Source organism: Jannaschia sp. Os4 (assembly GCF_016820245.1).
GTDB lineage: Bacteria > Pseudomonadota > Alphaproteobacteria > Rhodobacterales > Rhodobacteraceae > Jannaschia.
On record NZ_JAFCAR010000001.1, the window covers coordinates 591,867 to 603,644 of the forward strand.

Here is an 11,778-nt window from a genome sequence, read left to right on the forward strand (position 1 = left end):
ACGCGCCGCGCGCCGCCCCCGTGCCACCCGGACCCCATCACATCCGCCGGAGCGACCCCATGATCCGATCCTTCCTCCTCGCCTGCGCCCTCGCGGCGCCCGTCCCCGCCGCCGCCGGCCCCGCCGGCCCCGTGGGCCTCGCGGACCTCGCGGTCCCCGCGCCCCATCACGACCGGACCATCGAGGCGGTGGTCTGGTATCCCGCCGCCCCCGCCGCCGCCGCGCCCGCCGAGGCGTGGGGCGGCAACGCCGTGTTCCACGGCCACGCCGTGCACCGCGACGCCGCCCCCGCGGGGCCGGACGCCCCCGTCGTCCTGCTGTCCCACGGCCTCGGCGGCAACCTGCGCGGCCTCGGCTGGCTCGCGCACGGCCTCGCGGCGCGGGGCGCGGTGGTCGTCGCCCTCGACCATCCCGGCAGCACCACGCGCGACCTCGACCCCGCGCGCAGCCTCGACCACGGCACCCGCGCCCGCGACCTGTCGGCGGCGCTCAACGCGCTCGGCGCCGATCCCCGGTTCGCCGACCGGACCGGCGGGCCGGTCACGGCGGCGGGCTTCTCGCTGGGCGGCTGGACCGCGCTCTCGCTGGGCGGGCTGCGCGGCGACCTCGCGGGCTACGCCGCCCATTGCGACGCGGTGGGCGGCGGCTCGACCCACTGCGCGGACATCGCCGGATGGGGGATCGACCTCCACGCCCTCGACGCGTCGCGCTGGGACGGGGACCATGCCGACCCGCGCGTGACCCGCGTGGCCGCCATCGACCCGGGCCTGGTCTGGGGCCTGCCCGACCGCGGCGGCCTCCGGGCCGAGACGCTGCTGATCGCGCTCGGCGACGGCCCGGACCGCCTGCTGGCGACCGACTTCGACCGCAGCGGCCTGCGCGCCCTGCTCCCCGGCGCCGCCACGGCGCGCGTCGCCCCCGCCCGCCACTGGTCCGCCCTGCCCCGGTGCAGGCCCGGCGGCGCGGCGATCGTCGCGGCGGAGACGGACCTCCCGATCTGCGACGACCCGCCGGGCGCCGACCGCGCGGCGATCCACGCCCGGATCGTCGACCTCGTGGCGGGGCTCGCCCTGCGCGACTGACGCGCCCGTGACCGGGCGTGGGACGGCGGGGGCTGGCGGAACGACCGCGCCGCCGCCACGTTCCGCCCCGAAGGAGACCGTCCATGCCCCGCACCCTGCTCGCCGCCGCCCTGCTCGCCCTGCCCCTCCCCGCGCTCGCGGACACGGGGACGGCCGTCTTCGCGGGAGGGTGCTTCTGGTGCGTCGAGGCCGACTTCGAGAGCGTGGAGGGCGTGGGCGACGTGGTCTCGGGCTTCACCGGCGGCACCACGCCCGACCCGACCTACCGCGCCAGCGGCGACCACATCGAGGCCGTCTCGATCCCCTACGACCCCGAGGCGGTCGACTACCGGACCCTCGTCTCGCTGTTCCTGCGCTCCATCGACCCGTTGGACGCGGGTGGCCAGTTCTGCGACCGGGGGCTGGAGTACACGACCGCGATCTTCGCCCAGGACGACGAGCAGGCCGCCATCGCCCGCGAGGAGGTCGCCCGCGCCGAGGCGGAGCTGGGGCAGGAGATCGTCACCCCGGTCGTGGTCGACGCGGGCGCGTTCTACCCGGTCGGCGACTACCACCAGGACTACTACAGGTCGCAGGACCGCCTCGGGATCACGTCCGTCGGCATCGCCATCACCAAGGAGATGGCCTACGCCCGCTACCGCACCCGCTGCGGGCGCGACGCGCGGGTGGACGCGGTCTGGGGCGAGGCGGCCCCGTTCACCGCGAAATACCTCGACGCGGGCTGACGCGGGCGCGGCGCCGGCGCCGTGAATCCGGCGTACGTTCCGTGAAGCCCGGCCTCCGGGGTCCGTACGGAACGTGAAGGACTAGCCCTTCCGCCGCCCGCCCCGCCGCGCGCCGGGGGTCTTGGAGTGGAAGTCGGCGGGCCGCTTTCGCACCCACAGCACGAACCGCTCCAGCCGCGGATGCCGCCTCAGATCCTCCGGCGTGGACCACAGCCGCGCCAGCTCCGCCTCGCTGGCCGAGGCGTGTATCTCGTTGTGGCAGATCTGGTGCATCAGCACCGTCGGCCCCCCCTTCCCCCCGCGCAGCTTGGGGATGAGGTGATGCAGCGACTGCTTGGCGTTCGGCGGGATGGGCCGCTCGCACAGCCCGCAGAGCGGCCATCCGGTCTCGCCGTCGGTCTCGTTGAATTCCGTGCCGCGCCCGTCCATTGCGTCGAGGATGGCGCCCGAGGACCTCTCTTCAACCGTCTGCGTGATCGGCGCGGGCCCCGCCGGCCTCATGGCCGCCGACGCGGCGTCCGAGGCGGGCGCGCCGGTCGTGGCGTTCGACGCGATGCCCTCCCCGGCCCGCAAGTTCCTCATGGCGGGCAAGTCGGGGCTGAACGTCGCCAACGTCGCGCCCCTTCCGGACGGCTACGGCACGGACGTGGCCATGGATTTCGGCCCGCAGGACGTGACCGCGTGGCTCGACGGGCTGGGGCAGGACTGGTTCGTGGGCTCCACGGGGCGGGTGTTCCCGAAGGCCATGAAGGCGTCGCCCACGCTCCGGGCGTGGCTCGGACGGCTGGAGGGGCGGGGCGTCGCCCTGCGCCGCCGCTGGCGGTGGACGGGGTGGGAGGGCGCCGCGCTGCGCTTCGAGACTCCGGAGGGTCCGCGCGCCGTGGCGCCCGGCGCGACGGTGCTGGCGATGGGGGGCGCGTCGTGGCGGCGGCTGGGGTCGGACGGCGCGTGGGCCGGGGTGCCGGGGCTGGCGGAGCATGCGGCGCCCTTCGCGCCCTCCAACGTCGGCTTCGCGGTGGACTGGTCGCCGCACATGGCCAAGCACTTCGGCACGCCGCTCAAGGATCTGGGCCTCGTCGTGGGCGGGACCGTGCACCGCGGCGAGGTGGTGCTGTCGGCGAAGGGGCTGGAGGGCGGCGGGCTCTACCCGCTGACGCCCGCGCTCCGCGACGGCGCGCCGCTGGCGCTGGACCTCAAGCCCGGTTGGGCCGAGGCGGAGGTGCGCGACCGCCTCGCCCGCCGGGGCAAGGCCTCGCTGTCGAACCACCTGCGCAAGGCGCTGCGGCTGGAGCCGGCCAAGGTCGCGCTGCTGCAGGAATGGGGGCGTCCGCTGCCCGACGACCTCGCGCCCTTGATCAAGCGGCTGCCGGTCCCGCTGCGCGGGCCGCGCCCGCTGGACGAGGCGATCTCGACGGCCGGAGGGCTGCGGCTGGACGCGCTGGACGAGGGATCGATGCTGCGGGACCGGCCGGGGGTCTTCGCGGCCGGCGAGATGCTGGACTGGGAGGCGCCGACGGGCGGCTGGCTGATCGCGGGCTGCTTGGCGACGGGCCGCCGGGCCGGGCGGGCGGCGGCGGCATGGGTGGGGCGGTAGCGCATCGCAGGGCCGTGGCGCGGCGATCCGACCCGGGGGCGGAGCGATTTATCCCTCACCCCCGCAAGACGCCTATGCGGCGCGGAACCTTCGACCAATCGCCGTGCCGGGGGACGGCCCGGCGATGCGCGGGCCGCTGCGCGGCCGTATCGCGCGGGCGTTTCGCTCAGGCGGGTCTCACGACCACCCGCGTCTCCGGCGTGACCCGCGCCGCGACCCACCGCAGCACCTCGGGCGCGAAGGCCACGCAGCCCTCGGTCGGATAGCCCAGCCGCCGCCAGCGGTGCAGGAAGATGGCCGAGCCCCGTCCCGGCACCGCGTCGGGCCAGTTCCAGTCCGTCAGCAGCACGAGGTCGTAGAGCGGGTCCGCCCGGCGCAGCGCCTCCGCCGAGGCGCCCAGCGGTGCGCGGACCATCAGGTTGTAGTCGGGATGCCCCGGATCGTCGCACCACAGGTCGCCGGGCCGGATCGGCACCGCCCAGCCGGCGGGCGCCGCCATGCGGTCGGGGCGGTAGAGCATGCCGACGATGCGATGCACCCCCACCGGCGTGCCGCCATCCCCTTCGCGCTTGTCGGCGACGATCCCGCCCCGCCCGACCGTGCAGGGCAGCACCCGCCCCATGAACCGCGCGCCCGTGGGCGTGACGACGATGTCGGCGGGCGTCATCCCAGATGCCCCGACTTCGACCGCTTCACGTCGAGATAGGCCGCGTTCTCCGGTCCCCGCCCGACATGCAGCGGCACGCGCTCGGCCACCGCGATGCCCTGCCGCTCCATCGTCTCGATCTTGCGCGGGTTGTTCGTCAGCAGCCGCACCGTCCCGATCCCCAGCCGCCGCAGCAGCCCCGCCCCGAGGCGGAAGTCGCGCTCGTCGTCCTCGAAGCCCAGTCGGTGGTTCGCCTCGACCGTGTCGAAGCCTTGGTCCTGCAGCGCGTAGGCCCGCATCTTGTTGGCCAGCCCGATGCCCCGGCCCTCCTGGTTGAGGTAGAGCAAGACGCCTGAGTCCGCCGCCATCGCGTCCAGCGCGGCGTGGAGCTGCGGGCCGCAGTCGCACTTGAGCGAGCCCAGCACGTCGCCGGTGAAGCAGGCGGAGTGGAGGCGCACGAGCACGGGCGCGGCGCGGTCGGGCGTGCCGATCTCGACCGCGTAGTGCTCGGTCCCGCCGTCGCCCTCGCGGAAGACGTGGACGCGGCCCGCGCGGCTGACCGAGAGCGGCACGCGGGCGGCGGCCACCTCGTGCGGGGCGGGGTCGAAACCGATCGAGAGGTCGGCGGGCAGGCGGGTGATCCCGGCGGGGGCGAGCGCCTCGACGCCCACCATCGCGGGCAGCAGCTCGGCGCCCTTGGCGAGCCGCAGCCCCACGCGCCACGCCCCCGCGTCGCCGTCGCGCAGGGTCCGCAGCGGCCCCTTCATCGGCGCGGCGAGGTCGTCCTTCGGGTCCGCCACCGCGCGCAGCCACGCGAGGTCCGCCTCCGGCACCGCCACCCGCGCGAGGTCGCCGTCATAGGCCCGCGCTCGCAGCGTCGATGCGCGGCGGTCCGTCAGCGCCAGCACGAGCGGCCCGAGCGCGGCCAACGCGGCGAGGCGGTCCGCCGACACCGTCTCGACGCTCGCCATCAGCACGCCGCCCACCGCCACGGGCAGGCCCACGCGCAGGTCGGCGCGGGCGCGGGCGGCGAGGTCGGAGGGGGTGGGCGTGAGCATCCGTAACATTCCGGCGGGGCCGGCCCCCGCCCGCCCCCCTTATGTTACGGCGCGCAGGGATGCACCCACGCCCGCGTGATCCGCGCGTGAGGCCGGCCCCGCCCCGCTTCACGGGCGCGGCGCGGCGGGTATGGTGGCGCCAGATCCGACGTGGAGAGTTCCGATGGCCAACCTCAAGAAGATCCTGCTCGTGGACGACGACGACGACCTGCGCGACGCGCTGGCCGAGCAGCTGGTGATGACCGAGGAGTTCGACGTGTTCGAGGCCGACTCCGGCGCGACCGGCATGGCCCGCTCGAAGGAGCAGCCCTACGACCTCATCATTCTCGACGTGGGCCTGCCCGACACGGACGGGCGCGAGCTGTGCCGCCTGATGCGCAAGTCGGGGGTGAAGTCGCCCATCGTGATGCTGACGGGGCACGATTCGGACGCGGACACGATCCTCGGGCTGGACGCGGGTGCGAACGACTACGTGACCAAGCCGTTCAAGTTCCCCGTCCTGCTGGCCCGCGTCCGTGCCCAGCTGCGCCAGCACGAGCAGTCCGAGGACGCGGTGTTCAGCGTCGGGCCCTACACGTTCAAGCCCGCGATGAAGATGCTCATCACCGAGGACGAGCGGAAGATCCGCCTGACCGAGAAGGAGACGGGCATCCTCAAGTTCCTCTACCGCGCGGGCGACACCACGGTGGGCCGCGACGTCCTGCTGCACGAGGTCTGGGGCTACAACGCGGGCGTCACCACGCACACGCTGGAGACCCACATCTACCGCCTGCGCCAGAAGATCGAGCCCGATCCCTCGACCGCCCGCCTGCTGGTGACGGAGTCGGGGGGCTACCGCCTGATGGCGTGACCCGTTTGCGTCATCCGACGTGGCCCGCCCGCCACAGGGCGGCGACGCTGCGGCGCGGCACCGACCGTTTACCTAGGGTTAATGGGTTCCATGGTCTAAGCTCACCATGACCCGGTCGCATCCCCGGGCACACGGATGCACCTCCCTGTTGGACTGCCCGGGCCTCGCGCCCGGGTTTTCTTTTTTCCGACCCTCCTGACGACATGCTGTCAGGAGGGGGCGGCTAGGGCGGGTCCACGCAACCGGAGGACCCGACATGCAACGCACCGAGATCGATCCATGGGGCTGGGCCGCGCCCTTGGGCTATTCGCAGGCCGTGGCGGCGGGCGGCACCGTCCACGTCGCGGGGCAGACCGCCGTGGACGGCGAGGGCGCGCCGCAGCACCCGGACGACATGCGCGCGCAGATGGCGCTCGTGCTCGACAACCTCGACGCTGTCCTCGCCGGGGCGGGGGCGGGCTGGGGCGACGTGGTCCGGCTGGGCGTCTACGCGACGGACGTGGACGCGGCGTTCGGGGCGTGGGACCTGCTCGGCGCGCGGCTCGGGGGGACCAAGCCCGCCATCACGCTCCTCGGGGTGGCGCGGCTGGCGCGTCCGGAGCTGTTGATCGAGATCGAGGCGACCGCGATGCTCGCCTGAGGAGGGGCCGCCATGCGACGCGCCGAACGGCTGTATCGCCTGATCGACGAGATGCGGGGGCGGGGCGTGCGCCGCGCCGCCGACCTCGCCGCCGCGCTGGAGGTGAGCGAGCGGACCGTCTACCGCGACGTGGCCCACCTGCAGGGATCGGGCCTGCCCATCGAGGGGGCGGCGGGCGTGGGCTACCTCCTGCGGCCGGGCTTCGACCTGCCGCCGGTGACGCTGACCCATGACCAGCTGGACGCGCTGGCCGTGGGCTTGGCCTTCGTGGAGGGGACGGAGGACGCGGTGCTGGCCGAGGCCGCGCGCGAGGTGCGGGCGAAGATCGAGGCGGGCCTGCCGGAGGGGTCGACCCTGCGCGACGCGCCGTTCCGCGCGGTGCGCTCGGACGCGGCGCCCCATGCCGACGCGATCCGCCACGCGATCCGGCACCGCGCGGTGCTGCGCCTGCGCTACCGCGACGGCGGGGGAGCGGAGACGGAGCGGGAGGTGAACCCGCTGATCGTCTGGTCCATGGCGGAGGGGCGGATGGTGTCGGGCTGGTGCGCGCTGCGCGACGGGTTCCGCACGTTCCGGCTGGACCGGATCGTGGCGTTGGAGCCCACGGGCGCGACGTTCGAGCCGACGCCGGAGACCGACCTCGCCGCCTTCCTCGCGCAGGACGCCCACGCCCCGTGATAGAGGGGGGCGACTCGCGAGGGAGAGCGCCATGTCCGACGGCTTCACCGAGATGCTCGACCGCGCGCAGGCGTTCTACGGCGATCTCGCGCGCAACAACTCCAAGGCGTGGTTCGAGCCCCGGAAGGCGCGGTGGAAGGCCGACATCGAGGCCCCCGCCAAGCTGCTGGCGGACCTCGTGGCCGAGGACGTGTCGCGGCTGACCGGCGCGGCCCATGCGGGCAAGGTGTTCCGCATCCACCGCGACGTGCGCTTCTCCAAGGACAAGTCGCCCTACAAGACCTCGCTCGCGCTGCTCTGGTCCGCGCCGGAAGAGGGGCCGGCCTTCTACTTCGCCATCGAGCCGGAGGACGTGGTGCTGGGGCTCGGCGCGCCGGGGCTTTCGAAGGAGGGGCTGCTGCGGTGGCGCGACCTCGTGGACCGGCGGGGCGACGACCTGACGGACGCGGTCGAGGCGGCGGGCGCGCGCTGGGGCGACTTCGGGCCGGAGCCGCTGAAGCGGGTGCCGAAGCCCTACGACCCAGACCACCCGCATGGGGACCTGCTCAGGCGCAAGTCGGTCGTGGTGCTGGGCGGGCTGCCGGAGGGGTGGCGCGCGGACGGGCTCGTCGCGGGGATCGCGGACGGGTTCGCGCGGCTGCTGACGGTGCGCGCGATCTTGGCGGAAGGCTTGGGCGAGGGGGCGAGCCGGGGGTGACCGACGATCCGTAGGGTGGGCGAGAGCCCACGTTTCGCGCCGCGTGGGCTCTCGCCCACCCTACGCCCTTGGCCCGATCGTCACCTCCAAGGGCGGCAGCCCGTCGATCTCCACCCGCGCCACGTCGCCGGGGACCAGCGCCGCCACGCCGGCCGGCGTGCCCGTCATGATGACGTCGCCCGCCTTCAACGCGACCGTGCGGGACAGATGCGCCACGTGGCTCGTCACGGGCCAGATCATCTCGGACAGGTCGGCGTCCTGCCGGGTCTCGCCGTTCACGGTTAGGCGGAGGCGGCCCTTCGCCACCTCGACGGGCATCGGCGCGACCGGCCCGATGGGGGCGGAGAGGTCGAACCCCTTGGCCATGTCCCACGGCTTGCCGCCCTTCTTGGCCTCCGCCTGCCGGTCCCGACGGGTGAGGTCGATGCCGCAGGCCGCGCCCCAGAGGTGGTCCATCACCGCCTCCGGCGCGATGTCCGTGCCGCCCCGTCCCAACACGACCACCAGTTCCGCCTCGTGGTGCAGGTCGTCGGTGTCCGGCGGGTAGGGGATCGTCGCGCCCGTCTCGACCACCGCGTCGGCGGGCTTGGTGAAGAACACCGGCGGCTCCCCCTCGGGCGAGCCCATCTCGCGGACGTGGTCGCCGTAGTTGCGGCCCACGCAGAAGATGCGGCGGACGGGGAAGCGGGCGTCCGAGCCGTGGACGGCGAGGGACGGCTGCTGCGGGGCGGGCAGGACGTAGGCGGTCATGGTCCTTCGGTTGCCACGACCTCCGCCTCCGCGTCCACCGCCCGCCCGAACCGCATGGCTTGGGTCACGTCCCCCCAGCGCATCAGGCGCAGGTCCAAGAGGTAGTTCTGCACCAGGCGCCACGGGGCGCGGTCGGACTGCTTGGGCATCCGGTCGCGGGCGCGCTCGAGGTAGCCGGCCGACAACTCGAAGACGGGCCGCGCCTCGGCCCCCTCGGGCGGGCGTTCGGGCATGGCCCAGTCGTGGCCCGCGCGGTCCATGTGGCGCATCAGGCGGACGGCGTAGCGGGCGATCAGCTCGCATTTCAGCGTCCACGACGCGTTCGTGTAGCCCAGCATCATGGCGAGGTTCGGCAGGCCGGTGAACATCGCGCCGCGATAGGCGAAGGCGCCCGAGATGTCGTAGGGCGCGCCGTCGACCGTGAGCCGCATGCCCCCGGCGATCTTGATCCGCAGCCCCGTCGCCGTGACCACCACGTCCGGCGTCAGCTTGGCCCCGTCCTCCAGCACGACGCCGTCCGCCTCGAACCGGTCGATGCGGCCCGTGACGATCTCGGCGTCCCCGCGCGACAGCGCTTCGAAGAGGTCGCCGTCGGGGATCAGGCAGAGGCGCTGGTCCCACGGCTTGTAGGGCGCCGTCAGGTGGGTCTCGACGTCGAACCCTTCGGGCAGCGCGCGGCGCGCGCCCGCGTTGAGCAGGCGCCCGGTGAGGCCCGGCGCCCGCTGGCCCATCTGGAAGAAGCCCATCCCGATCAGCACGTTCTTCCAGCGTGCGAAGCCGTGGCCGACCCGCTCGCCCAAGGTCCGGCGCATCCAGTTCGACAGGCCGTCCTCGGCGGGCATGGCGACGATCCACGTCGGCGTGCGCTGGAGCATCGTCACCCTGGCGCCCCGCCGCGCCAGTTCCGGCACCAAGGTCACGGCGGTCGCACCGGAGCCGATGACGCAGACGGCCTTGCCCGCGACGTCGAGATCCTCGGGCCAATGCTGCGGGTGCACGGTCTCGCCCGCGAAGGCGTCGAACCCCGGCCAGTCGGGGCGGTGGCCCGCGTCGTAGTCGTAGTAGCCGGTGCAGCCGATCACGAAGCTCGCGGTGATCGCCTTGGTCCCCTCCGCCGTCTCGACGGTCAGGGTCCAGCGGGCCGAAGGCGTGTCCCACGCCGCCGCGACGACCTTGTGGCCGGTGCGGACGTGCCGGTCGATCCCGGCCTCGGACGCGGTGTCCCGGATGTAGGCGAGGATGTCGGACGCGTCGGCGATGGCCTTGTCCGAGGTCCACGGGCGGAAGGCGTAGCCCAAGGTGGGCATGTCGCTGTCGGACCGCACGCCGGGATAGCGGAACAGGTCCCACGTGCCGCCCGTCGCCTCGCGCATCTCCAGCAGCGCGTAGGAGCGGTCGGGGAGGCCGTTCTGGACGTGCCACGCGGCGCAGATGCCGGAGAGGCCCGCGCCGATGATGGCGACGTCGAGGTGCTCGGTGGGGTGGGGCGATCCGTCCATCCCCCCATCCTGCCAGACGGGGGGCCGGGGGAAAGGGGAACGCTGCGGCGTCAGCGGTCGAGCGCCTCCGCCACGGGCGTCTCGGGGAGGGGGCGGAGGAGCCAGCGGAACGCGGCGACGGCACCGAGGGCGGCGAGGCACTGCACGATCACGAAGGGGGCCACGTCGACGGGCCGGATGCCGCTGAACGTGTCGGTGAGGGCGCGGGCCACCGCGACCGCCGGGTTGGCGAAGGAGGTGGACGCGGTGAACCAGTAGGCCGCCGTGATGTAGAGCCCGACGAGCCACGGGATCGCCGCCTCGCGGAAGCGCAGGCCGCCGAGGATCGCCATCAGCAGGCCGAAGGTGGCGACCGCCTCGGCCAGCCATTGCGCGGGTCCGGTGCGGGCCTTGGTGGAGGCTTGCAGCAGGTCGAGGTCGAACATCGCGTGGGCGAGCAGCGTGCCGAGGATCCCGCCCGCGACCTGGGCGGCGACGTAGGGCGCCAACTCGCGCCACGTCAGCGCGCGGCGCGCGGCCATCGCGAGCGAGACGGCGGGGTTGAAGTGGGCGCCGGACACCGGGCCGAGGACGGTGATGAGCACGACGAGGATCGCGCCCGTCGGGATCGTGTTGCCAAGGAGCGCGAGGGCGACGTCCTCGGTCAGCGTCTCCGCCATGATGCCGGAGCCCACGACCGTGCAGACGAGGAGGAGCGTGCCGAGCGCCTCGGCGGCGAGGCGGCGGGGCAGGTCGAAGGTCATCGCGCGCCCTCGGAGGCCCCGTTCATCGCGCCGATGCGGCGGAGCTCCGCGGCGAGGGCGTCGGCGTCGAGATCGTCGGGCAGGGCGGCGAAAGCGTCGATCCGGGCGCGGAGCAGGCCGTAGGCCCGCTCGAACGCCGCGCGCTCCTCCTCGGGCGTGTCGCCCGCGCCCGCCGGGTCGGGGATGCCCCAATGTGCGCGCATTGCGGGACCGGGGAAGAAGGGGCACGTCTCGCCCGCCGCCGAGTCGCAGACCGTGATGACGAGGTCGAGCGGGAGGGCGTCCGGCCCGGCGAAGGCGTCCCACGACTGGGAGGCGTAGCCCGTCGCGGGCAGGCCGTGGGCGGCCAGCACCTCCAGCGCCATCGGGTTCACGCGGCCGGTGGGGTTCGACCCCGCCGAGTGTGCCTTGAACCGGTCGCCGTGGGCGCCGTTGAGGATGCCCTCGGCGAGGACGGAGCGGGCGGAGTTGCCGGTGCAGAGCACGAGGATGCGTTTCATCGGGCGTCCTTGGGGAGGCAGAGGTCGGGGCGCCCGCCGCAGCAATCCTCGGCGAGGAAGGCCATCAGCGCGCGCATGGCGGCGGGGACGACGGCGTAGCGCACCTCCCGCCCGTGGCGCGCGGCCGAGAGCAGGCCGGCGCGCTCCAGCGTGGTCAGGTGGAACGACGCGCGGGTCGGCGGCATGTCGAGCCGCTCCGCCACACGCCCCGAGGGCAGCGGGTCGCCCGCCGCGATCAGGCGGAACGCCCTCAGGCGGTCCGGGTGGGCGAGGGCCGAGAGGGCGGCGGTGGCGGCGGGCAGGTCCATCGCGGACC

15 protein-coding genes are annotated in these 11,778 nt (G+C 74.4%); 7 read left to right on the top strand and 8 right to left on the bottom strand.

Annotation, left to right across the window (positions count from 1 at the left end; translation table 11 throughout):
- Nucleotides 1-59 precede the first annotated feature (59 nt).
- The gene (locus tag JQC91_RS03075; protein ID WP_203285291.1) at nucleotides 60-1,082 is read left to right on the top strand and encodes a hypothetical protein; all 1,023 of its coding nucleotides are present in this window, start codon (nucleotides 60-62) and stop codon (nucleotides 1,080-1,082) included.
- An 83-nt stretch (nucleotides 1,083-1,165) separates the two neighbouring features.
- Nucleotides 1,166-1,807 (top strand): peptide-methionine (S)-S-oxide reductase MsrA, encoded by a 642-nt coding sequence (gene msrA / locus JQC91_RS03080; protein WP_203285292.1) that lies wholly within the window; start codon nucleotides 1,166-1,168, stop codon nucleotides 1,805-1,807.
- Between the two features lie 81 nt (nucleotides 1,808-1,888).
- Here msrA and JQC91_RS03085 read toward each other — a convergent pair whose 3' ends face one another.
- Nucleotides 1,889-2,236: an HNH endonuclease gene (locus tag JQC91_RS03085; protein ID WP_203285293.1), complete on the bottom strand. Its 348-nt coding sequence runs from the start codon at nucleotides 2,234-2,236 to the stop codon at nucleotides 1,889-1,891.
- A gap of 10 nt (nucleotides 2,237-2,246) precedes the next feature.
- On the opposite strand from JQC91_RS03085, the gene JQC91_RS03090 reads away from it, so the two are divergent.
- Nucleotides 2,247-3,401 (top strand): TIGR03862 family flavoprotein, encoded by a 1,155-nt coding sequence (locus JQC91_RS03090; protein WP_203285294.1) that lies wholly within the window; start codon nucleotides 2,247-2,249, stop codon nucleotides 3,399-3,401.
- Nucleotides 3,402-3,567: 166 nt separating this feature from the next.
- Here JQC91_RS03090 and JQC91_RS03095 read toward each other — a convergent pair whose 3' ends face one another.
- Entirely contained in the window at nucleotides 3,568-4,068 is a 501-nt protein-coding gene (locus tag JQC91_RS03095; RefSeq protein ID WP_203285295.1) for a L,D-transpeptidase family protein, read from the bottom strand.
- Nucleotides 4,065-5,105: a GTP cyclohydrolase II gene (gene ribA / locus JQC91_RS03100; RefSeq protein ID WP_238941250.1), complete on the bottom strand. Its 1,041-nt coding sequence runs from the start codon at nucleotides 5,103-5,105 to the stop codon at nucleotides 4,065-4,067. The genes JQC91_RS03095 and ribA overlap by 4 nt, the downstream gene beginning before the upstream one ends.
- A gap of 163 nt (nucleotides 5,106-5,268) precedes the next feature.
- On the opposite strand from ribA, the gene JQC91_RS03105 reads away from it, so the two are divergent.
- The 4 genes from JQC91_RS03105 (at nucleotide 5,269) to JQC91_RS03120 (ending at nucleotide 7,970) form a co-directional block, all read left to right on the top strand.
- Entirely contained in the window at nucleotides 5,269-5,955 is a 687-nt protein-coding gene (locus JQC91_RS03105) for a response regulator transcription factor (protein WP_203285297.1), read from the top strand.
- A 256-nt stretch (nucleotides 5,956-6,211) separates the two neighbouring features.
- Nucleotides 6,212-6,595 carry a Rid family hydrolase gene (locus JQC91_RS03110; protein WP_203285298.1) on the top strand — a complete coding sequence of 128 codons (384 nt, stop codon included), beginning with the start codon at nucleotides 6,212-6,214 and terminating at the stop codon, nucleotides 6,593-6,595.
- Between the two features lie 12 nt (nucleotides 6,596-6,607).
- Complete coding sequence (locus JQC91_RS03115) at nucleotides 6,608-7,273, top strand: YafY family protein (protein ID WP_203285299.1); 666 nt, start codon at nucleotides 6,608-6,610, stop codon at nucleotides 7,271-7,273.
- A 31-nt stretch (nucleotides 7,274-7,304) separates the two neighbouring features.
- Nucleotides 7,305-7,970 (top strand): DUF2461 domain-containing protein, encoded by a 666-nt coding sequence (locus tag JQC91_RS03120; RefSeq protein ID WP_203285300.1) that lies wholly within the window; start codon nucleotides 7,305-7,307, stop codon nucleotides 7,968-7,970.
- 60 nt (nucleotides 7,971-8,030) lie between these two features.
- Here the strand turns inward: JQC91_RS03120 and JQC91_RS03125 are convergent, their stop codons facing one another.
- From JQC91_RS03125 to JQC91_RS03145, 5 genes are read right to left on the bottom strand one after another with little or no spacing between them, the layout of a single operon-like run.
- On the bottom strand, nucleotides 8,031-8,720 hold the full coding sequence (locus tag JQC91_RS03125; protein ID WP_203285301.1) for a fumarylacetoacetate hydrolase family protein: 690 nt from the start codon (nucleotides 8,718-8,720) through the stop codon (nucleotides 8,031-8,033).
- Nucleotides 8,717-10,219, bottom strand: coding sequence for an NAD(P)/FAD-dependent oxidoreductase (locus tag JQC91_RS03130; protein WP_203285302.1), 1,503 nt, complete (start codon nucleotides 10,217-10,219; stop codon nucleotides 8,717-8,719). The genes JQC91_RS03125 and JQC91_RS03130 overlap by 4 nt, the downstream gene beginning before the upstream one ends.
- A 50-nt stretch (nucleotides 10,220-10,269) precedes the next feature.
- Complete coding sequence (locus JQC91_RS03135) at nucleotides 10,270-10,962, bottom strand: MIP/aquaporin family protein (protein WP_203285303.1); 693 nt, start codon at nucleotides 10,960-10,962, stop codon at nucleotides 10,270-10,272.
- Complete coding sequence (locus tag JQC91_RS03140) at nucleotides 10,959-11,462, bottom strand: arsenate reductase ArsC (protein ID WP_203285304.1); 504 nt, start codon at nucleotides 11,460-11,462, stop codon at nucleotides 10,959-10,961. Before JQC91_RS03140 ends, JQC91_RS03135 begins: the two co-directional genes overlap by 4 nt.
- A complete protein-coding gene (locus JQC91_RS03145) occupies nucleotides 11,459-11,770 on the bottom strand; it encodes a metalloregulator ArsR/SmtB family transcription factor (protein WP_203285305.1) in 312 nt (103 codons plus the stop codon). The genes JQC91_RS03140 and JQC91_RS03145 overlap by 4 nt, the downstream gene beginning before the upstream one ends.
- Nucleotides 11,771-11,778 lie beyond the last annotated feature (8 nt).

What these genes read in the sequence shown, in the direction of transcription:
- JQC91_RS03075 (WP_203285291.1), top strand. Translation starts at nt 60, where the DNA reads ATGATCCGATCCTTCCTCCTCGCCTGCGCCCTCGCGGCGCCCGTCCCC.
- msrA (WP_203285292.1), top strand. Translation starts at nt 1,166, where the DNA reads ATGCCCCGCACCCTGCTCGCCGCCGCCCTGCTCGCCCTGCCCCTCCCC.
- JQC91_RS03085 (WP_203285293.1), bottom strand. Translation starts at nt 2,236, where the DNA reads ATGGACGGGCGCGGCACGGAATTCAACGAGACCGACGGCGAGACCGGA.
- JQC91_RS03090 (WP_203285294.1), top strand. Translation starts at nt 2,247, where the DNA reads ATGGCGCCCGAGGACCTCTCTTCAACCGTCTGCGTGATCGGCGCGGGC.
- JQC91_RS03095 (WP_203285295.1), bottom strand. Translation starts at nt 4,068, where the DNA reads ATGACGCCCGCCGACATCGTCGTCACGCCCACGGGCGCGCGGTTCATG.
- ribA (WP_238941250.1), bottom strand. Translation starts at nt 5,105, where the DNA reads ATGCTCACGCCCACCCCCTCCGACCTCGCCGCCCGCGCCCGCGCCGAC.
- JQC91_RS03105 (WP_203285297.1), top strand. Translation starts at nt 5,269, where the DNA reads ATGGCCAACCTCAAGAAGATCCTGCTCGTGGACGACGACGACGACCTG.
- JQC91_RS03110 (WP_203285298.1), top strand. Translation starts at nt 6,212, where the DNA reads ATGCAACGCACCGAGATCGATCCATGGGGCTGGGCCGCGCCCTTGGGC.
- JQC91_RS03115 (WP_203285299.1), top strand. Translation starts at nt 6,608, where the DNA reads ATGCGACGCGCCGAACGGCTGTATCGCCTGATCGACGAGATGCGGGGG.
- JQC91_RS03120 (WP_203285300.1), top strand. Translation starts at nt 7,305, where the DNA reads ATGTCCGACGGCTTCACCGAGATGCTCGACCGCGCGCAGGCGTTCTAC.
- JQC91_RS03125 (WP_203285301.1), bottom strand. Translation starts at nt 8,720, where the DNA reads ATGACCGCCTACGTCCTGCCCGCCCCGCAGCAGCCGTCCCTCGCCGTC.
- JQC91_RS03130 (WP_203285302.1), bottom strand. Translation starts at nt 10,219, where the DNA reads ATGGACGGATCGCCCCACCCCACCGAGCACCTCGACGTCGCCATCATC.
- JQC91_RS03135 (WP_203285303.1), bottom strand. Translation starts at nt 10,962, where the DNA reads ATGACCTTCGACCTGCCCCGCCGCCTCGCCGCCGAGGCGCTCGGCACG.
- JQC91_RS03140 (WP_203285304.1), bottom strand. Translation starts at nt 11,462, where the DNA reads ATGAAACGCATCCTCGTGCTCTGCACCGGCAACTCCGCCCGCTCCGTC.
- JQC91_RS03145 (WP_203285305.1), bottom strand. Translation starts at nt 11,770, where the DNA reads ATGGACCTGCCCGCCGCCACCGCCGCCCTCTCGGCCCTCGCCCACCCG.